A 22,215-nucleotide genomic window follows, 5' to 3' on the forward strand; every position below is an offset into this window, starting at 1 on the left:
ATGACCACACTCGACGACCGTCGACGCGAGCTCATCGCCCGTCGCCTGGCCGAGGCCGGCCTGCAGCGCGACCGCGACGAGCCCGCCGCCGACGACGGCCGGACCGAGTTCGGCCTCACCCCCGGCCAGCGACGTGCCTGGCTACGTCAGCAGGTCCACCCGGACGGCGTGGCGGACAACCTCGGTGTGCGGCTCACCATTGAGGGCGAGGTGTCGGAGCCGGCGCTGGTGGCGGCGCTGCGTCACCTGGTGGCACGGCACCCGGTGCTGCGCTCCACCTTCCACGGCGGGACCGGGGACGAGACGGCGCCGACGCAGCGGGTGCACCCGGCGCCGGAGGAACCCGTCGTCGTCACCGACCTCACCCGGCTCGACGACGACGCCCGCGCCGCCCGCGTCGAGGAGATCGCGCGCGAGCGGGTCCGGCGGCCGTTCGACCTGGCCGTCGAGCCGCCGCTGCGCCTCGACCTGCTCCGCGAGTCCGCCTCCCGGATCACCGTCCTGCTCACGACCCATCACGTCGCCTGGGACGGACCGACGTTCGCCGTCGTCGCCCGGGACCTGGAGCGGTCCTACGCCGCCGCCCGCGCCGGGACACCGCTCGACGGGCCGCCCGCACCGGGCCCCGGCCGGTTCGCCCCCGACAGTGCGTCGGACGCCCCGGACCTCACCCCGTGGCGCGAGGCGCTGGCCGAGGAGGTGCCGGGGCCGTTCGTCCACCAGCCGCCCGCCGACCCGGGCGCGCCGGCCGAGGCGGCCCGCCGCACCGATCGCGACCTGTCCGCCGAGGCCGCCGCGGGGGCCCGCCGGCTCGCCCGCGAGCTCGGCGTGACCCCCTACACCGTGCTGCTCGCCGCGACGGCCGCCGCGCTCGCCCCGATCGGGCCCGACCCGCGGACCCGCATCGGGACCGTGGTCTCCGAGCGGGACGCCGAGCGCGCGGACGAGGTGGTGGGGAACCTCGCCGACCTCGTCGTCGTGCCCACGACGGTGCACGTCGGGGACACGGTCTCCGACCTCGTCGCCCGGGTCGCCGCCGACGCCGGGTGGGCGCGCCGACACGCCGTGCCCTACGACGCGCTGGTCGCCGCCCTCGGATCCCGCTCGGGCGGCGGTCCGGCCGACCTGGCCGACGTCACCGTCGACCTCGTCCCACGGGGCGGGACGGGGCCGCACCTGCCCGGTGCCGGCACGACGGTGACCCGCACCGACCCGGGCGCCGCCGCGCAGCCGCTCGTGCTCGAGTTCTTCGCCGACGACGACGCCCTGCGGGTCGAGGCCGTGCACACGGTCGCGCGTCTGGACGACGCGGTCGTCGCGGCGGTGCTCGACCGCATCGAGCGGGTGCTCTCCACCGCCCGCCCGGCCACGCCGATCACGACGCTCCTGGCCGGCCCGGCGGCAGCCCCCGGCACGGTGCCGACCCCGGTACCGACTTCGGTGCCCGGCGGTTCCCCCGCCGAGCTGCTGCGCCGCCGCGCGGACGCGGCGCCCGGCGCCCCCGCACTCGTCCACGACGGCGGGGACCTGGACTACGCGGGCCTGGACGCCGCGGTCGACGCGTTCGCCGACCGGCTCCGCACGGCCGGCGTCGCGGCCGAGACCCCGGTGGCGGTGCTGCTGCCCCGCTCGGCGGAGCTCATCGTCGCGTTGCTCGCCGTGCTGCGGGCCGGTGGCCTGCTCGTCCCGCTCGACCCGACCTACCCGGCGCCGCGCCTGCGCCTGGTCCTCGACGACGCCGCTCCGGCCGTCGTGGTGACCGGCGACGCCCCGCCGGTCGAGCTCCCGGACGGGGCCGTCGTCCTCGGTCCGCCGTCGCTGCACGGCGCCGCCGCTCCGGTCGCGCCGTTCCCCGAGCCCGACCCCGCAGCGGCCGCCTACCTGATCCACACCTCCGGGTCGACCGGGAGGCCGAAGGGCGTGCTCGGCACCCACGGGGCGCTGGCCCACCGCCTCGGCTGGGCCGCCGCGGAGTGGCCGGTGCGGCCGGGCGACACCCGGCTCGTGAAGAGCTCGGTGTCGTTCATCGACGGGCTCACCGAGCTCCTCGCCGCGGTCGCCGGCGGCGCTCGCGTCATACCGGCCGACGACGCCACCGCGGGGGACCCCGCGGCACTCGCCGAGCACGTCGCCGGGTCCGGCACGGCCCAGCTCCCCGCGGTGCCGTCCCTGGTGGCGGCCCTGGCGGCGACCGGTGCGCCCGGCCCGGAGCTGCTGACCAGGCTGGTCTGTTCCGGTGAGCCGCTGACCGCGCAGGTCGTGGCCGCGGCCCGCCGCTGGGCCCCCGGCGCCGAGATCGTCAACTCCTACGGCTCCTCCGAGGTCGCCGGCGACGTCCTGGCCGGCCCCGTCGACCCCGCCGACGACGACGGGCGGGTCACCGCGGGACGACCCGTCCCGGCCACGACCGTCCGGCTGCTGGACCGGTTCCTCGGGCCGGTGCCCGACGGTGTCGCCGGTGAGGTCTACGTCGGCGGGATCCAGCTGGCGCGCGGCTATGCCGGGCGCCCGGGGGAGACCGCGGCACGGTTCGTCGCCGACCCCCACGGGTCCGGTGCGCGGCTGTACCGCACCGGTGACCTGGCGGTGCGGCTGCCCGACGGCCGGTTCCGGCTCCTCGGCCGGATCGACGACCAGGTCACCGTGCGCGGGGTGCGGGTCGAGCCGGGTGAGGTCGAGGCCGCGATCCGCGAGCTGCCCGGCGTCGCCGACGCCGCGGTCGTCGCACGGTCCACACCGGACGGTCCCGCGCTGGTCGGGTACCTGGTGCCCGCCGCGGACGGGGACACCGACCCGGACACGGACTCGGACACCGACGCGCTCCGGGCGCTGCTGGCGCAGCGGCTGCCGGCGGCGTTCCTGCCGTCGGTGCTCGTCGCGCTGCCCGAGCTGCCGCACACCCCCGGCGGGAAGCTCGACCGGCGGGCCCTGCCCGCACCGGTGGTCACCGCCGGGCGGGCACCCCGCGACGACCGGGAGCGCGAGCTGTGCGGCCTGTTCGCCGAGGTGCTCGGGCTCGACGACGGCGCTGTCGGCGTCGACGACGACTTCTTCGCCCGCGGCGGCCACTCGCTGTCCGCGCTGCGTCTGGTCAACCGGATCCGGGAGCGCTGCGGCGCCGACCTCGCCGTGCCCGAGGTGTTCGCCGCGCCCACGGTGGCGCGGCTGCGGGTCGTGGTGGACCGCGCGACGTCGACCGGGACCGCCGCCGCGGTCACGGCCGTGGGGGCGCCCGCGCGCCGCCCGGACGGCGCACCCACCGCGGTCGCGCCCGCGCAGCGTCAGATGTGGACGCTGTACCGGCTGGAGGGGCCGGCCGCGACCTACAACGTGCCCCGGGCCTGGACGGTCACCGGCCCGTTCGACGTCGGGGCACTGCGCGCCGCGCTGGCCGACGTCGTCGCCCGGCACGAGATCCTGCGGACCACCTACCGCGACGGCGGCACCGCCGGTGAAGCCGGGAACGACGCCGGGAACGACGCCGGGGGCGGCACCGACGTGCAGGCGGTCGTCCATCCCCCCGGTGCACTCCGGGCGCCGGTCGGCTGGTGCGACCTGGCCGGCCGCGACCCCGACGAGCTCCTGACCCGTCTGGTGCGCCACCGCTTCGACCTGGAGCGGGAGGCCCCGATCCGGGCCGACGTCGTCCGCGTCGACGACGACCGGCACCTGCTCACCGTGGTGTGCCACCACATCGCCGTCGACGAGTGGTCCTACCGCACCCTGCTCGCCGACCTGGGGACGGCCTATGCGGCGCGGGCGGCCGGGCGCGACCCGGGGTTCACCGAGCCTGAGCTGCGCTACTCCGACGTCGCGGCCTGGCAGGCGGACACCGTCGGGAGCCCGACGGAGCCCTCCCCGCTCGCCCGCGAGCAGCTCGACCTCTGGGAGCGGACGCTCGCCGGTGCCCCCGCCGAGACCACGTTGCCCGGCGACCGTCCGCGGCCGGAGCGCCCCTCGGGGCGCGGGGCGGAACTGGTCGGCGAGCTGGATCCGGACCTCGTCGCGGCGCTGGGCGCGGCCGCCGACCGGCACCGGGTCAGCATGTTCATGCTGCTGCACGCCGCGCTCGCGGTGCTGCTGGATGCCTCGGTCGACGCCGACCGCGGCCCGGGTGACGGAGCCGGGAACGCGGTGGTGATCGGCAGCCCGGTGTCCGGGCGTCGCGACGCCGGCACCGAGGACGTCGTCGGGTTCCTGCTCAGCACCCTGGCCCTGCGGGTCGACCTGGACGGCGACCCGACCCCGGCCGAGGTGCTGGAGCGGGTCCGCACCGCTGACCTGGCCGCGATGAGCCGCTCGGACGTCGCGTTCCCCCAGGTCGTCGAGCGTCTGGCACCGGAGCGGTCCGGACGCCACCCGCTGTTCCAGGTCGAGCTGGTGTACCTGCGCACCGACACCGCGGTCAGCGAGTTGGAGCTGGCCGGCGCGGACACCGCGACCCGGTGGGTCGGGACGGGGACCGCCAAGTTCGACCTGACGTTCGCCTTCTTCGAGACCGCCGCCGACGACGACCGCCGGATGCGGGTCGTCGTCGAGTACGCCCTCGACCTCTACGACCCGGCCACCGTGCAGGCGGCGCTGGACCGGCTGGTGGCCGTGCTGCGCCGCTTCGTCGACACGCCCGACGTGCCGCTGTCCGCGCTGCGCGGGTTCGGCGCCCCCGCCGTCGCCCGGCCCCCGGCCGCGGCCCTCGGCCCGGCCGCGACCCTCGGCGAGCTGCCCGCCGCGACCGCGGAACGGCACCCGACGGCGACCGCACTGGTCGCGGGCGAGGACCGGATCGACTACGCCGCGCTGGAGGAGCGGGTGGCCCGGCTCGCCGGGGCGCTCGTCGCCCGGGGGACCGGACCCGGCGACCGCGTCGCGGTGGGGCTGCCGCGCGGCGCGGACATGGTCGTGTCGGTGCTGGCCGTGCTGCGGGCCGGGGCGACCTACGTCCCGCTCGACGTCGACGCCTCCTCGGCGCGGACCACGACGATCCTCGACGACGCCCGGCCACGCCTGGTCCTCGCCGGAGCGGACTCGCCGTCCACGGTCACCGACGCGGGTGTCGAGGTGCTCCGCGTCGACACCGCCGACACGTCCGAGACCGCCGGTGCCGGGCGGCTCGACCGGCCCGTCGCGGTCGACCCGTCGACCCCGGCCTACGTCATCTACACCTCCGGCTCCACCGGCCGCCCCAAGGGCGTGGAGGTCTCCCACACGGCGGTCCTGGCCATGCTGGCCGCGACCGTCGGGCCGCAGGGGGAGATGACGGTCGGCCCGGACGACACCTGGACGCTGTTCCACTCGGTGGCGTTCGACTTCTCCGTCTTCGAGCTGTGGGGTGCGCTGGCCACCGGCGGCACCGTCGTGGTCGTCGACCCCGCGACCGCACGCTCGCCCGAGCACCTGTGGAGTCTCGTCGCCGAGCAGGAGGTGTCGGTGCTGAGCCTGACGCCGTCGGCGTTCCACCCGTTCGCCGCGGCCGAGCCCCCGGCGCGGGGCGGCGCCCGCCCGCCGGCGCGGAGCCTGCGCTACGTCGTCTTCGGCGGGGAGGCGCTCGATCCGCGCCTGCTGCGCGGCTGGTTCGACCGCCACCCGGCCGGGAGCCCGGTGCTCGCGAACCTCTACGGCATCACCGAGACCTGCGTGCACACCACCTACCGGGAGATCGGGCCGGCGGACTGCGACCGTCCGGTCAGCCCGGTCGGTGAGCCGCTCGCCGGCCTGGAGGTGCGGCTGCTGGACCACCGGCTGCGCCCGGCCCCGCCCGGCACCGTCGCCGAGATCTACGTCGCCGGTCCGCAGCTCGCGCAGGGCTACGCCGGCCTGCCAGGGCTGACCGCGACCCGCTTCGTCGCCGACCCCGACGGCCCCCCGGGCACCCGGCTGTACCGGTCCGGTGACCTGGCCCGACGGCGCCCCGACGGCGCGCTGGAGTTCACCGGCCGGGCCGACGAGCAGGTCAAGATCCGCGGCTACCGGATCGAGCTCGGCGAGGTCGAGGCCGCCCTGCGCGAGCTGCCCGGGGTCGTCACGGCGGTGGTCACCGTCCGTACCGTCGAGTCCGACGGAACCCCGCACCGCAGCCTCGCCGGCTACGTCGTCCCCGGCCCGGGGGCGCGGCCCGACCCGGTCGCGCTGCGGTCGCGGCTGGCCGAACGGCTCCCCGCGTACATGGTCCCCTCCGCGCTGGTCGTGCTCGACCGGCTGCCGCTGACGGTCAACGGCAAGCTCGACCGTGCGGCGCTGCCCGCCCCCGGCGACGTCGCGCCGGCCCCCGGCGCCCGGGCCGCCGCCGGACCGGAGGAGGCCGCCGTCCTGGAGGCGTTCGCCGCCGTCCTGGGGACGGCGGCGGGCCCGGACGACGACTTCTTCGCCGTCGGCGGGGACAGCATCCTGGCCATCCGGCTGGTGAACCGGATCCGCCGGTCCGGGCTGGTGCTCGGTCCGCAGGACGTGTTCCGCGAGCGGACACCGGCCGCCCTGGCCGCGGTGGCCCGCCCGGCGGGGGACACCCGGGCGACCGACGGCGCCGCCGAGGTGCCGCCGTTCCCGATCGTGCAGCGGCTCGCCGAGCTGTCCGGGTCGCACCGCAGGCACAACCAGTCCGTGCTGGTCGAGGTCGGCCCGGGCCGGTCGGTCGCGGCGCTGCGGACCGCGGTGGCCGCACTCGTCGCCACCCACGAGGCGCTGCGGCTGCGGGTCACCGAGGGACTGCGGGAGATGCACGTGCGCCCCGCCGCCGAGGTCGCGGTGGACGGGTGCGTGCACGAGGTGGCGCTGCCCGACCCGCACGGCCCGGACGGGCGACGGGTGCTGGCCGAGGAGTCGGCCGCCGCGACCGCCCGGCTGGACCCGGAGGCCGGGTCGGTGCTGCAGGCCGTGCTGTTCACCGTCGCCGGCGACGAGCCGGACCTGCTCCTGCTGGTCGCGCACCACGTGGCCGTCGACGGGGTGTCCTGGCACATCCTGCTCGACGACCTCGACGAGGCGTGGACGGCCGCCGCCGCGGGCCGCCCGGTGCGGCTCGCCCCGCCGGTCACCTCGCTCGCCGAGTACGGCCGGCTGCTCGGCGAGCGTGCGGCCGACCGCGCGACGCTGGCCGAGTACCGGCACTGGCAGCAGGTGCTCGCCGCGGCCACCCCGGTCGTTCCCGACGCCGGCACCGGCACCGACACCCGGCGGGCGACCCGCAGCGCGACCCGGACGGCAACCCGGGTGCTCCCCGCCGACGTGACGGACCGCCTGCTGCGGTCCCACTGGGACGGCACCGAGCTGAGCCTCGCGGCGACGGTCGAGGCGTGGCACCGCTGGTCCCCGCAGGGCCGCGACGACCTCGTCGTCGACCTGGAGCGGCACGGGCGTGAGGAGCTGGCACCGGGCGTCGACCTGTCGCGGACCGTCGGCTGGTTCACCGCGCTGTTCCCGGTGCACCTGGTCCGCCGGGAGGGGGCCGCGGCCCTGTTGCAGGACGTCCGCGACCGGCTCGGTGGCCCGGCCGCGACCGGGATCGGGTTCGGGCTGCTGCGCTACCTGCACCCGCAGACCGGCCCCCGCCTGGCCGCGCTCGGCACCCCGCCGGTCCTGGTCAACTACCTCGGCCGGATGGACGGCGTGTCCGCGGTCGTGGGGCCGGACGACCCGCGGCGCGTCGCCGCGCGCACCGAGCAGGACCCCGACCTGGAGGTGCCGCACACCTGCGAGATCGAGGCGATGGTGTGCCGCGGGCCCCGTGGCCCGCAGCTGCACGTCGCACTCACCGCCCCGGGCGCCGTGCTGGACGCCGACGACCTGGACCTCCTGGCCCGGCACTGGGCCGAAGCACTGATCGACATCGTGAACGACCCCGCAGCCGCGGGCACGTCCGGAGGATCGGCATGACCCGCCCGCCCGAGACCGCACACACCCACGCCGACGCCGGCGGTGCCGAGCCGCGGGAGCTGGCGCTGCTGCCGTCGGTGGCCCGCCTGGCCGAGGAGTCGCCCGAGGGTGGGCCCGGTCGGGTCCGCGGTCTGCTGCTGCGCCACCGCGGCGCCGTCGACCCCGACCGGCTCCGTGCGGCCTGGGAGCAGGTGCGGGACCGCCACCCGTGGCTCACCGCGCGGGTCGAGGAGCTGGCGCCCTCGGTGTGGGTCCTGGAGACCGGCGGCACGCGTGCGGCTGGGCTCGCCGCGGCCCCGGCCGACGACCCGGGTGCGGCGCTCGGCGCCCTGGCGGAGGAGCTGGACCCGTTCGCCGGTGACCTCACCCGCATCGCGCTGCTGCGCGGCAGTGCAGCGGAAGGCACACAGGGCAGCGGCGACGCGGTCCTGCTCGTGGTCCACGAGGTCGCCGCGGACGACCGGGGCGTCGTGCTTCTGGCCGAGGACCTGGCCGCCGCCTACTCCGACCCGGCGGGCTCTCGACCCCCGACCGGCACCGGGCCCGACGACTGCGCCGAGGCCCTCGCGGCCCGGCCCGCACCGTCGGCCGAGGTCGTCCGCTCCTGGACCGGGATCCTCGCCCCGGGCGCCGCCCCGTCCGCCGGGGGCGCCCCCGGCCGCGCGGTCGCCACGGCCCGTCCGGGCAGTCCCGCCGCGGACGGCGCCGCCGTCGTCGACGTCGCGGTCGCCGCGCTGGCCGCCGCCCTGCGGGAGGCCGGGCACGCCGCCGACGAGCTCGTCGTCGACGTCCAGGACGGCACCCGGCCCGACCTGGGCGCCGACCTCGACCGCGCCGTCGTCCCGCTCGCCGGCACCGAGCCGGTGCGCGTGACCCCGGCCGGGGTGACCCGCGCACCGGACGGACCACACCCCGGGTTCGACCACCACCGCTTCCTCGACGCCCGCGGCGCCCGGGAGCTGGCCCCGCTGGACGGGGCCACGGTGCTGCTGCGGCGCCACCCCGAGCCCGACGCGGTCCTGCCGATCGACTGGGCCGACGCCGTGCGGGTCCACGGGGACACCGCACTCCCCGACGAGCTCGGACAGGTGGGGCTCGTCGTCGACCTGGTGGAGCACGTCGACGCCACGACCGTGGTCGTCCGCGGCGGGATCGGCGAGGACGCCGGCCGGGTGGCCGAGGCCGTCGCCGCCGCGCTCGCCGGGGCCGCGCACGAGCTGGTCGCCACCGCCGTGGCACCGGACCCGGCGGAGTTCGCCGCGCTGGCCGCGTCGGCACCCGCCCCGGTACGGGCGGTGCTGCCGCTGTCCCCACTGCAGGCCGGCATGTACGTGCAGAGCGTCATGGACGCCGAGCGCGACGTCTACTACGCGCAGAACACCTTCCGGATCGCCGACCGGATCGACCTGGACCGGATGCGGGCCGCCGCGGCCCGGCTCGGCGCTGTGCACCCCGCGGTCCGTGCCGGCTTCACCGGGGACACCGCCGCCGGGCCCGTGCAGTTCTGGTGCGCCGAGCACCCGGTGGAGGTCACCGAGGTCGACCTGCGTGCCGACGAGGACCCGGAGGCCGCGCTCGCCGCGGCCCTGGCCCGCGACGCCGAGGTCCGGTTCTCCCTCACCGACCCGCCGCTGCTGCGCCTGACCGTCGTCCGGACCCCCGACGACGACGTGCTGGTGCTGACCTACCACCTGCTGCTGTGGGACGGCTGGTCACGCTCCCGGGTCCTCGACGACCTGTTCACCCTGTACCGGGGCGGCGTGCCGCAGCGGCCGCGCCGGTCGTTCGCCGAGCACCTCGCCGCGCTCGCCGCCGCCGACCGCGACGCGGACCTCGCCGCCTGGCGCACCTACCTCGACGGGGTCGAGCCCACCCTGGTCACCGACGGTGTGCGCGGACGCGAGCTCGTCGTCCCCGAGGTGCTGCACGCCGAGCTCCCCGCCGCCCTGACCGGCCGGCTGGAGGCGGCCGCCCGTCGGGGCGGCGTCACCCTCAACGCGCTCGCGCAGACCGCGCTCGCCCTCGTCCTGGGCGCCGAGACCGGCCGGACCGACGTCGTGTTCGGCGCGACCGTCTCCGGCCGCCCGGCCGACGGCGACGGCCTGGAGGACACCGTCGGCGTCTTCCTCAACACCGTCGCGGTGCGCCTGGGCCTGGATCCCCGGCGCGACCTGCTCGACCACGCCCGCCGGCTGCAGGACGACCGGGCCGGCCTGATGCCGCACGACCACGCCGGCCTCGGCGACGTCCTCGCCGGCCGCGACGGGGACCTGTTCGACAGCCTCTACGTGCTCCAGAACTTCCTCGACGCCGACACCTTCACCGGCTTCGCCCGCGACAACGCCGTCACGGCGATGGACTACTCCGACCACACCCACTTCCCGCTCACCTGGGTGCTCACCCCCGGACCGCGGATCGTCGTCCGGCTCGAGCACCGCCCCGACCTCGTCGACACCGCGGCCGCGCAGCGACTGCTCGACCGCTTCGTTCAGGCCCTGCGCGCGGTCACCACCGCCGGCACACCGGCCGGCGCGGTCGACCTGCAGACCCCCGTCGAGCAGGAGGCCCGCGCCGCGCGGGCCGCCGCCGGCGCGGTCGACGTGCCGGACGTGACGATCGCCGAGCTGCTCGCTGAGCGGGCGGCGGCCTGTCCGGAGCGGACGGCGCTGGTCGCGGCGGGGGAGCGGGTGAGCTTCGCCGAGCTGGACGCGCGGGTCAACGCGCTCGCCCGCGTGCTGCGGGCCCGCGGCGCCACCGCCGAGACCGTCGTCGCACTCGGGCTGCCCCGCTCGGTCGGCAACGTCGTCGCGCTGTTCGCGGTGCTGCGCGCCGGAGCCGCCTACGTGCCGCTGGAGCTCGACCACCCCGACGACCGCCTCGCCGCGATCCTCGCGGAGTCCGGGGCGCGGCTGCTGGTCACGACCACCTCGGTCGCCGAGCGGTTCGACGGCGACGTGCCGCAGGTCCGGCTCGACGAACCCGGCCTGTTCGACGGGATCGCCACCGCACCACTCACCGACGACGAGCTCGGGACCTCCGCCCCCGGCACCCCCGGCCGGCTCGACCACCCCGCCTACGTGATCTTCACGTCCGGATCGACCGGGCGCCCCAAGGGAGTCGTGACCCCCTACCGTGGGTTGACGAACATGCAGGTCAACCACCGGCGGGAGATCTTCGCCCCGACGATCGACGCCGCGGGTGGTCGGGTGCTGCGGATCGCGCACACGGTGTCGTTCGCGTTCGACATGTCCTGGGAGGAGCTGCTCTGGCTGGTGGAGGGCCACGAGGTCCACGTGTGCGACGAGGAGCTGCGTCGCGACGCGGAGCGTCTCGTGGAGTACTGCGGTGAGCATCGGGTGGACGTGGTGAACGTGACCCCGACCTATGCCCATCACCTGTTCGCGGCCGGTCTGCTCGACGGTGACCACGTGCCACCGTTGGTGCTGCTCGGTGGCGAGGCCGTGCCGGACAGTGTGTGGTCGCGGCTGCGCGACACCGAGGGCACGTGGGGCTACAACCTCTACGGCCCGACCGAGTACACGATCAACACCCTCGGCGCGGGCACCACCGACAGCCCGACGTCCACCGTCGGCACCCCCATCACCAACACCACCGCCCACATCCTCGACGGCTGGCTGCGCCCCGTGCCCGACGGCGTGGTCGGCGAGCTGTACATCGCCGGCGCCGGCCTGGCCCGCGGCTACCTCGGCCGTCCCGCCCTGACCGCCGAGCGGTTCGTGGCCGACCCGTGGACCCCGGGGGAGCGGATGTACCGGACCGGTGACCTGGTCCGGCGCCGCCCGGACGGCAACCTCGACTTCGTGGGGCGCAGCGACGACCAGCTCAAGATCCGTGGCTACCGGGTTGAGCCGGGGGAGATCGAGACCGTACTGGCCGCCGTCGACGGCGTCGACCAGGTCGCGGTCGTCGCCCGCGAGCACACCGAGGTCCCCGGACAGCGCCGCCTCGCCGCCTACCTCGTCGGCCCGGCGGCCGACCCGCGGACCGCCCGCGACGCCGCCGCCCGCGCCCTGCCCGACTACATGGTCCCGACCCTGTGGTCGGTCGTCGCCGCCCTGCCGCTGACCGTGAACGGCAAGCTCGACACCGCCGCGCTGCCCGAACCGGCACCGCTCGCCACCGCCCGCAGCCGAGGACCTGCCACCCCGACCGAGCACACCCTCTGCCGGATCGTCGCCGAGGTCCTCGGGGTGGACACGGTCGGCGCCGACGAGGACTTCTTCACCCTCGGCGGCGACAGCATCTCCGCGCTGACCACCGCGAACCGCGCCCGCAAGGCCGGGCTGCGGATCCGCCCCCGACACGTCTTCGAGGCCCGCACCGTCGCCCGCCTCGCCGAGCACCTCGGCGACGGCGCCTCCGCGGACGCGGCCGATGGCAGCGCAGATCCCGCCCCGGCAGATCCCGCCCCGGCAGATCCCGCCCCGGCGAGCGAGGCCGGGACCACCGGCGACGCCGGGCCCACCCTGGCCGAGGTCGCCGCCCGGCCCCGCCAGGACGTCGACGGCACCACCGAGGCACCCGCCTCGCCCGGCCAGGTCCGGATGTGGGCGCACGAGCAGCTCGCCGGACCGTCCGCCACCTACCTCATCCCACGCACCTGGGAGGTCGAGGGCCCGCTCGACGTCGCCGCGCTGCGCGCGGCCGTCGAGGACCTCGCGACCCGGCACGACATCCTGCGCACCACCTACCACGACGTCGACGGCCGGCTCGTCCAGCGCGTGCTGCCCGGCACCGCGCCGCGCACCGAGGTCCACGACCGCACCGGAGCAGGCGACGACCAGGTGTCGGACCTCCTCGCCGACCTCGTCCGGGCCCCGTTCGCGCTCGACGCCGAGTCGCCGCTGCGGCTGCACGTGGTGCGCACCGCCGTCGACCGGCACCTCGTCGTGCTCGTGGTGCACCACATCGCCGTCGATGACTGGTCGTTCCGCGCGCTGGTGCGTGACCTCGGCAGCGCCTACGCAGCCCGCGCCGCCGGACACGCCCCCGGGTTCGCGCCGCTGCCGGTCCGCTACGCCGACTTCACCGCGTGGCAGGCCGAACGCCTTGGCGACGCCCGCGACGCCGGTTCGCTCGCGGCGACCGAGCTCGACCACTGGGCCCGCGTCCTCGACGGCGTGCCCACCGAGTGCACCCTCCCGCTGCGGCACGGCCGCCCCGAGACGCGCACCGGGGCCGGCGCGGAGGTGCGGTTCACCCTCGACACCGAGCTCACTGCCGGCCTCCAGCGCCTCGCCGCGGCGCACCGGGTCTCGATGTTCATGCTGTTCCACGCCGCCGTCGCGACCCTGCTCGACCTGCACGGCGCCGGCCCGGACACCGTCGTCGGCGCCCCGGTCTCCGAACGCGACGACGACGCGCTCGCCGACGTCCTGGGCTTCTTCGTCAACACCGTCGCGCTGCGCCTGGACCTCACCGGCGACCCGTCGTTCACCGAGCTGCTCGGCCGGGCCCGCGACACCGCGCTCGACGCGATGGCCCACCAGACGGTGCCGTTCGACCAGGTCGTCGAGCGGGTCAACCCCGAGCGCTCCTCCGCCCGGCACCCCCTGTTCCAGGTCGAGATGGTGTACCTGCGGGTCGAGGACGACGCGGGTGACCTGGTGCTCGACGGCCTCGACGTCGAGCCCCGGTGGGTCGGGACCGGCACCGCCAAGTTCGACGCCACCCTCCAGTTCTTCGAGCGCGCCGGCGACGAGCCGGTGATCCACGGCGCCGTCGAGTACGCCACCGACCTGTTCACCGAGCAGGAGGTCGGCGCCGTCGTCGAGCGGCTCCGCGCGGTGCTGGCCACCGTCGTGGCCGACCCGGACCGGCGCCTCGCCGCGCTGCCGAGCGGGGACCGCGGAGCGCGGGCGCTGCCGGTCCCGCCCCGCGCGGGCGGCGGCACCCTCGCCTCACTGTTCGACGAGGTCGCCACCGCCCGCGGCGGCGCGACCGCCGTCGTCGCCGACGAGCGCCTGCGCTACGACGAGCTCGCCGACCGCGCCGCCCGCCTGGCCGGGCTCCTCGCCGCCCGCGGGGTCCGCCCCGGGGACCGGGTCGCGATCGCCGTCCCCCGTTCCGCCGCGATGGTCGTCGCGGTGCTCGGGGTCCTGCGCGCCGGCGCCACCTACGTGCCGCTCGACGTCACCGCCCCCGCCGAGCGCACCGCGCTGATCGTGTCCGACGCGCGGCCACGCTGCGCCGTCGTCACCGACGCCACCCGGGCCCTGCCCGGCGACGTCGACCTGGTCGTGCTGGACGACCCGGACACCACCCGGGACGCGGCGCCGCTCGCACCCGTCGCGGTGCCGCCCGCCCAGCCGGCCTACGTCATCTACACCTCCGGCTCGACCGGCCGGCCGAAGGGCGTCGAGGTGCCGCACACCGCGGTCCTCGACCTCGTCGCCGCCGCCGACCGGCACTACGACCTGTCCGCCGACGACGCCTGGTCGCTGTTCCACTCGATCGCCTTCGACGTGTCGGTGTTCGAGATGTGGGGCGCGCTCGCCCACGGCGCCCGCCTCGTCGTGCCCGACCAGGAGACCGTCCGCTCCCCGGAGGCGTTCTGGGAGCTGCTGCACACCGAACGGGTCACGGTGCTGAGCCAGACCCCCTCGGCGTTCGACCAGCTCGCCGAGGCCGAGCCCGCCGGCGCGGGCGACGCGCTGCGCTACGTCGTGTTCGCCGGGGAGGCGCTGGAGACCCGGCGACTGCGCCCCTGGTACGCGCGCCACCCCGAGGACGCGCCCCGGCTGGTCAACATGTACGGGATCACCGAGACCTGCGTGCACACCACGTTCCGCGCCCTGCGCCGCGCCGACGCCGAGGCCGGGGTCAGCCCGGTCGGCGTCCCGCTCGACGGTCTCGACGTCGAGCTGCTCGACCACCGTCTGCGCCCGGTGCCCGACGGCGTCGTCGGCGAGGTCTACGTCCGCGGCGGCCAGCTCGCCCAGGGATACCTGGCCCGGCCCGGCCTGACCGCGTCCCGGTTCGTCGCCGACGCCGGGGGCGGACGTCTCTACCGCTCCGGTGACCTGGCCCGCCGCGGCCCCGGCGGCGAGCTCGAGTTCGCCGGCCGCGCCGACGACCAGGTCAAGATCCGCGGGTTCCGGGTGGAGCCCGGCGAGGTCGAGGCCGCCCTGCTCGGCCTGCCCGGTGTCGGCCGCGCGGTCGTCCTGCCCTGGGACGGCCCCGGCGGCACCCAGCTCGTCGCCTACGTCGTCGCCCCCGCCGGCACGGCCGCCCCGCGCCCCGACGGTGCCCGGCTGCGCGAGGAGCTCGCCGGTCTGCTGCCCGGCTACATGGTCCCCGCCGTCGTCACCGTGCTCGACACCGTCCCGCTCACCCTGAACGGCAAGCTCGACCGCCGTGCGCTGCCCGCTCCGCAGCTGTCCTCGGCCGGGGGCCGCGCCCCCGCGGGACCGGCGGAGGAGGCGGTCGCCGCCGCGTTCCGCACCGTGCTGGGTGTGGAGCGGGTCGGTGCCGACGACGACTTCTTCGCCCTCGGTGGCCACTCGCTGCTCGCCCTGCGGCTGGTCCACGAGCTCGGCGGCGACGTCAGCGTCCGTGACGTGTTCGACCACTCCACGGTCGCCGGGCTCGCCGAGCTGACCGGGCGTGGTGGCCCGGCGGGCCGCCCGGCGCTGCGCCCGGCCGCCCGCACGGGCCGCGCACGGTCGCTGTCCGCCGGGCAGCGCCAGATGTGGGCCCTGCACCGGGTGTCCGGCCCGGACGCCGTGTACGACGTGCCGAACGTGCTCCGCCTACGCGGCCCGCTCGACACCGCCGCTCTCGCCGACGCCGTCGCCGACCTGGCGGTGCGGCACGAGGTGCTGCGCACCGTCTACACCGACGGCAACGGCGGCCCGGCCGGCGTCGTCGTCGACCGCGACCGGGTGCGCGCGGCCGTGCTGCACGAGCGGGTCACCCCGGAGACCCTCGACGAGCGGATCGCCGCCGCCGCGACCCACCCGTTCGACCTCACCGCGGAGCCGCCGCTGCGGGCGGTCCTGCTGGAGCTGGACCCGGCCGACCACGTCCTCGTCCTGACCCTGCACCACATCGCCACCGACGAGTGGTCGTGGCGCCCGCTGGTCCGCGACCTCGAACGCGCCTACGCCGACCGCCGCGCGGGCCGCGGCGCACCCGAGCCGGCGCCGGTGCAGTACGCCGACTTCGTCGACTGGCAGGCCGCGTGCCTGGCCGACGGCGCCGCCACCTCGGCCGCGACCCAGCTCGACCACTGGCGCCGCGTCCTGGACGGCGCCCCACCGGAGTGCACGCTGCCCGCGGACCGCCCGCGGCCGACCACACCGACCGGGGCCGGTGGCGTCGCGCGGGTCGAGATCGGCCCCGAGCTCACCCGCGCGGTGCACCGGGTCGCCCGCGAGCGCGGCGTCACCACCTTCATGGTGCTGCACGCCGCCCTGGCCGTGCTGCTGGCCCGGCACCGCTCCGGCGGCGACGGCTCGGACACCGTGGTGGGCACCCCCATCTCCACCCGGTTCGACCCGTCGCTGACCGACGCCGTCGGCTACTTCCTCAACACCCTCGCGCTGCGTCTGGACGCCCGCGGCGACCTCACCGTCGGTGAGCTGCTCGACGCGGCCAGGGCCGCGGACCTGACCGCCTACGACCACGCCGACGTCCCGTTCGCCGACGTCGTCGGCGCCGTCGGGCCGCCACGGGCACCGGGGCGGAGCCCGCTGTTCCAGGTGATGCTGGTCTGCCTGTCCGGTGAGACCGACGTCGTGCACCCTAGGTTCGACGGCGTCGAGGTGAGCACGCACCACGTCGACACCGGCACCGCGAAGTTCGACGCGTCGTTCAACTTCCACGACGCACCGGACCTGCTGACCGGGGTCGTCGAGTACGCCGCCGACCTGTTCGACGCCGACACCGTCGCCCGCGTCGCCGACCGGTTCGTGACGGTGCTGCGCGGCCTCGTCGGGGACCCGGCCACCCGGGTCGGCATGCTCGACGTGCTCGCCCCCGCCGACCGCGCGCTCGCCGCCGACCGGGCTCGCACCGCCGCGACGGAGGTGCCGGACGTGACGATCGCCGAGCTGCTCGCGGAGCGGGCGGCGGCCTGTCCGGAGCGGACGGCGCTGGTCGGGGCGGGGGAGCGGGTGAGCTTCGCCGAGCTGGACCGCCGGGTCACCGCGCTGGCTCGGGTCCTGCTGCGCCGGGGGGTGGGCCCGGAGTCGGTGGTGGCGCTGGGTCTGCCGCGGTCGGTCGGCAACGTGGTGGCGTTGTTCGGGGTGCTGCGTGCGGGTGCGGCCTATGTGCCGTTGGAGTTGGACCATCCCGACGAGCGGCTCGCGGAGATTCTTACCGCGTCGGGGGCGGCGTTGTTGGTGACCGATTCCACCGTCGCCGTGCGCTTCGACGCGGGTGTGCCGCAGGTGCGTCTGGACGAGCCGGGTCTGTTCGACGGTGTCCCGGACACGCCGCTGACCGATGAGGAGCTGGGGTCGTTCGCGCCCGGCACTCCGGGTCGGCTGGACCATCCCGCGTATGTGATCTTCACGTCGGGGTCGACGGGGAAGCCGAAGGGTGTGGTGACTCCGTTCCGTGGGTTGACGAACATGCAGGTCAACCATCGTCGGGAGATTTTCGCTCCGACGATCGAGGCGGCGGGTGGTCGGGTGTTGCGGATTGCGCACACGGTGTCGTTCGCGTTCGACATGTCCTGGGAGGAGCTGCTCTGGCTGGTGGAGGGGCATGAGGTGCATGTGTGCGACGAGGAGCTGCGTCGTGACGCGGAGCGTCTCGTGGAGTACTGCGGTGAGCATCGGGTGGACGTGGTGAACGTGACCCCGACCTATGCCCATCACCTGTTCGCGGCCGGTCTGCTCGACGGTGACCACGTGCCGCCGTTGGTGTTGCTGGGTGGTGAGGCGGTGCCGGAGTCGGTGTGGTCGCGGTTGCGTGACACCGAGGGGACGTGGGGTTACAACCTCTACGGCCCGACCGAGTACACGATCAACACTCTCGGCGCGGGCACCACCGACAGCGCGACCTCGACGGTCGGGCGGCCCATCACCAACACCCGCGCGGTCGTCCTCGACCCCTGGCTGCGGCCGGTGCCCGACGGTGTCGCCGGTGAGCTGTACGTCGCCGGGATCGGTCTGGCCCGCGGCTACCTGGGCCGGCCGGACCTCACCGCCGAACGGTTCGTGGCCGACCCGTGGGCCCCGGGGGAGCGGATGTACCGCACGGGTGACCTGGTGCGGCGTCGCGGCGACGGGAACCTGGACTTCCTGGGGCGCAGCGACGACCAGCTCAAGATCCGTGGCTACCGGGTGGAGCCGGGGGAGATCGAGACGGTGCTGGCCGCCGTCGACGGCGTCGGGCAGGTCGCCGTCGTCGCGCACGGCACGGCGACCGGCCCGAAGCGGCTGGCCGCCCACCTCGTCCCCGCCTCCGGGGACACCCCGCTCGACCCCGTCGCCGTGCGCGACACCGCGGCCCGGCTGCTGCCCGACTACCTCGTGCCCACGCTGTGGTCGGTCGTCGAGGCCCTGCCGCTGACGGTCAACGGCAAGCTCGACACCGCCGCGCTGCCCGAACCGGCGCCGCTCGCCACCGCCCGCAGCCGCGCCCCGCGCACCCCGGTCGAACGGACCCTCTGCCGGATCCTCGCCGCGGTCCTCGCGGTGGACACGGTCGGCGTCGACGACGACTTCTTCGGCCTCGGCGGCGACAGCCTGTCCGCGATCGGGATCGCCGACCGCGCCCGCGCCGCCGGACTGTCCCTGCGGGTCCGCGACGTGCTCGCGCACCCCACCGTGTCCGGTCTCGCCGCGGCACTCGGCGACGTCCCCGACCACACCGGGACGAATCACGTACCGGGCTCCGGACCGGACAGCGGGGCACCGGCAGCCGCCGACACCGCTCCCGCGGACACCGTGTCGGCCGACCGGATCGAGCTCACGCCGGTCATGCGCCGGCTCGAGGAGCTCGGCGGGCCGATCACCGGCTACCACCAGGCCACCCTGGTGCGGACCCCGGTCTGGTTCACCGCCGACGACCTCACCGGGCTGGCCGGGCGGCTGCTCGACACCCACCCGACCTTCCGGGCCGCCCTCGTGACCGGCGACGACGGCCGCTGGGAGCACCTCGCCGTCGCCCCGGCCGGGACCCTCGACCCCGCGTCCCACACCCGCCGGGTCGACGCGACCGGTCTCGGCGGCGACGAGCTGGCCGCAGCGGTGACCGCCGCGACCGTCGCCGCCCGCGACGAGCTCGACGCCGCTCCCGGCGGGATGCTGCGCCTGGTGTGGCTCGACCGCGGACCCCGGACGCCCGGGCGCCTCGTCGTCGCCGCGCACCACCTGGCCGTCGACGGCGTGTCCTGGCGGCTGCTCGTCGCCGACATCGCCGCCTGGGGCCCCGGCGGGACCGGCACCCCCGCGCCTCCGGAACGCACCACCTTCGCCCGGTGGTCGCGGCGGCTCGCCGAGCACGCCGCGTCCCCCGAGGCCCGGTCCGAACGCGACGGGTGGGTCCGCCGCGTCGCCGAGGCGGCACCATTGCCGCTGCGCCGCCCCCGCGCCGCGCACGACGTCGTCGCGGGGGAGCGCCGGACGAGCGTCACGCTCCCGGCCCGGCTCGGCACGGCGCTGCTCGTCGACCTGCCGCGCCGCAGCGGCGCCGGACCGGACGGCGTGCTGCTCGCCGCGCTCGGCGAGGCCCTTCAGGAGCTCCGTCCCGGCGGGCCCGTGCTGGTCGACACCGAGAGTCACGGGCGCCTCGACGACCTGGCCGACCCGGAGGCCCCCGACGGCCGGTGCGACCCCGCCCGCACCGTCGGCTGGTTCACCGTCGTCGCCCCGGTCCCGGTCGGCCCCGCCGGCCCCGACCCGGTCGACGCCGTCCGGCGGGTCGCCGGCGCCCAGCGCGAGTTCGGCGACGGCGGCGTGGGCCACGGCCTGCTCCGCTTCGTCGCCGGGAGCGGGCAGGCCCTGCCGCCGTCCGGTGCCGAGGTCGAGCTGAACTACCTCGGCCGGATCGCCGCAGGCCCCCCGCCGCGCGACGACGCCTTCTCCGCCGCACCCGAGACCGCGGCGGTCCAGGTCGGTGCGCCCGGCGACGTCCGGTCCGGGCACGCACTCGTGGTCGACGTGCTCGCCCGCGAGACCCAGGACGGGCCCGAACTGGAGGCCAGCTTCACCCACGCCCGCGGGGTACTCGACGACGACGCCGTCGACCGGGTCGCGCACCGCTGGACCGAGACCCTCGAGAGCTGGGCGCGCACCACCCGGGAGGAGATCTGATGGCCGCCGGGATTCTCCTCGACCTCAGCCCGCTGCGCGAGGACCGGACCTTCCGGAACCTGTTCGTCGGGCGCACGATCCTGCTGTTCGGGGTCGGCGTCGTCGCGGTGACCGTGCCTCTGGAGGTCTACACCCGCACCGGGTCCACACCGACCGTCGGGCTCGTGTCCGCCGTCGAGTCGGTCGCGTTCCTGCTCGGGTTCCTCGGCGGCGGGGTGCTCGCCGACCGCACCGACCGCTGGCGGCTCATCCGCAGCACCTGGGCGCTGAGCGGGATCTCGTTCGCCCTGCTCGCCGTCAACGCCGCCGTGTGGGAATCGACCGCGCTGACCGCGCTGTTCGTCGCCACGAACGGTCTGTCCGGATCGGTCTGCATCACCGCGATGCTCGCCGTGATGCCGTCCATCGTGGACCGTTCCAAGCTGCACGCGGTCGGCGCGCTCAACACCGTGTCGCTGCGGCTGGGGTCGGTGCTGGCCCCGGTCCTCGGCGGCCTCGCCTTCGCCGTCGGCTCCGCCGCCTGGAACTACGCCGCCGGCGCGGCGGCCGCCGCGCTCACCTGGGTGCTGCTCGCCGTCACCCCGCCGCCGGGCCACGGCCGGGTCACGGGAACCGCGGACACCCCGGAGGAGCACCTCGCGGACGGGACGGCCCCGGACGCCGTGGAGGGACCGCTGCGCGCGTTGCGCACCGGTGGCCGGTTCGTCCTGGGCGAGCCCGTCGTGCTCGGGGTGATGGCCGCCGGGGTGGTGGGCATGCTCGGTGGCGGCTCGATCGTGCTGGTCCCGGCGCTGGTCGCGGCCCGCTTCGACGGTCTACCGGTCGCCGTCGGCGCGATCTACGCCGCGCTCGCGCTCGGGGTCGTGGTGGGCTCGCTGGCCAGCGGCTGGGTCCGGCGCCACCCACGGCCCGGACTGCTGCTGCTCGTGCTGATGGTCGGGTGCTTCGCCCTCTACGCGCTGGCCGGCGCCGCCCCCGCGCTGTGGCTGACGCTCGTGGCGCTCGTCGCGGCCGGCGCGGTCAACGCGGTCGAGGAGGTGCTGCGCTACGCCCTGCTGCAGCTGCGCACCCCCGACGCGCTGCTCGGACGGGTCAACAGCCTGTTCTCCGCCCAGGCGATGGGCGGTGCCGCGATCGGCGCCGTCGTCGCCGGGACGGTCGGGGGGATCGTCGGCGACGCCGACGCCCTGTGGGTCTACAACGCCGTGATGACGGTGGTCGCGCTCCTGGCGGGGGTCCTGCTGCGCCCGCTGCGCCGCGCCACCCGGGAGTCGGTCGAGGAGCGAGTCGCATGATCTTCGTCGGGGACGGGGCACTGCTGTGGCGGGCCGTCCGGTACGCGCTGGACCGCGGGCACACCGTCGACGCGGTCTGCCACGGTCCGCGCAGTGCCGCTCCCGACGGGGTCCCGCCCCAGGTCGGCGTGCACGAGGTCGCCGACGGCGCCGCGCTCGACGCGCTGGCCGGTGACCTCACGGCCCGGTGTTCCGACGGGCTCCTGTGGTCGCTCGACAACCCGTTCCTGCTGCGCGAGGGCCTGCTCGGCTCGGGGTTGCGGCTGCTCAACGTGCACGGCGGGCCGCTCCCCGGTTACCGGGGGCTGCCGCTCGCGACGGTGGCGTACGCGATCCTGCACGGCGAGAAGGAGTTCGCGGCGACCCTGCACGAGATCGAGGCCGGGATCGACACCGGGCCGGTGCTCGCCGAGTCCCGGTTCCCGATCGACGACGACGCCGTCTTCGAGGACGTGATGATCGACCTCGTCGACGCCGCGCACGAGGTCTTCACCGAGCACCTCGACGCGGTGGTCGCCGGCTCCGGGCCGACCCCGTACCGGCCCGACGGGGTGCCCGGCTACTACGGCCTCGCCGAGGCCCGCGCGATCACCGGCATGCGCGACCACCCGCGGTACGACCGGGCGACCGAGCTCGGGTTCTTCGCCGACGTCTGGCCCGAGGCCGCGCAGGCCTGGGGCGCGGAGGGGACGTGACGAACGTGATGAATCCGGGACATGGCGATGCTCGTTCGCAGTCCGCTCCTGACTTAGGTTGCCCTAAAC

Annotated in this window: 4 protein-coding genes; all 4 read left to right on the plus strand. The window is 76.5% G+C overall.

Annotated features, from left to right (window positions below; all coding sequences use genetic code 11):
* Genes Ae505Ps2_RS20500 through Ae505Ps2_RS20515 form a run of 4 tightly spaced genes read left to right on the plus strand, consistent with a single transcriptional unit; the run spans position 1 to position 22,146 of the window.
* Entirely contained in the window at positions 1-7,869 is a 7,869-nt protein-coding gene (locus Ae505Ps2_RS20500) for a non-ribosomal peptide synthetase (RefSeq protein ID WP_075553881.1), read from the plus strand.
* Complete coding sequence (locus Ae505Ps2_RS20505) at positions 7,866-20,156, plus strand: non-ribosomal peptide synthetase (RefSeq protein WP_075553882.1); 12,291 nt, start codon at positions 7,866-7,868, stop codon at positions 20,154-20,156. Before Ae505Ps2_RS20500 ends, Ae505Ps2_RS20505 begins: the two co-directional genes overlap by 4 nt.
* Positions 20,156-21,451, plus strand: coding sequence for an enterobactin transporter EntS (gene entS / locus Ae505Ps2_RS20510; protein ID WP_075306669.1), 1,296 nt, complete (start codon positions 20,156-20,158; stop codon positions 21,449-21,451). The genes Ae505Ps2_RS20505 and entS overlap by 1 nt, the downstream gene beginning before the upstream one ends.
* Complete coding sequence (locus tag Ae505Ps2_RS20515) at positions 21,448-22,146, plus strand: formyltransferase family protein (RefSeq protein WP_075306668.1); 699 nt, start codon at positions 21,448-21,450, stop codon at positions 22,144-22,146. Before entS ends, Ae505Ps2_RS20515 begins: the two co-directional genes overlap by 4 nt.
* Positions 22,147-22,215 lie beyond the last annotated feature (69 nt).

Source organism: Pseudonocardia sp. Ae505_Ps2 (assembly GCF_001932425.1).
GTDB lineage: Bacteria > Actinomycetota > Actinomycetes > Mycobacteriales > Pseudonocardiaceae > Pseudonocardia.

Coding starts and splice junctions, on each gene's coding strand:
- Ae505Ps2_RS20500 (WP_075553881.1), top strand. CDS start 1: ATGACCACACTCGACGACCGTCGACGCGAGCTCATCGCCCGTCGCCTG.
- Ae505Ps2_RS20505 (WP_075553882.1), top strand. CDS start 7,866: ATGACCCGCCCGCCCGAGACCGCACACACCCACGCCGACGCCGGCGGT.
- entS (WP_075306669.1), top strand. CDS start 20,156: ATGGCCGCCGGGATTCTCCTCGACCTCAGCCCGCTGCGCGAGGACCGG.
- Ae505Ps2_RS20515 (WP_075306668.1), top strand. CDS start 21,448: ATGATCTTCGTCGGGGACGGGGCACTGCTGTGGCGGGCCGTCCGGTAC.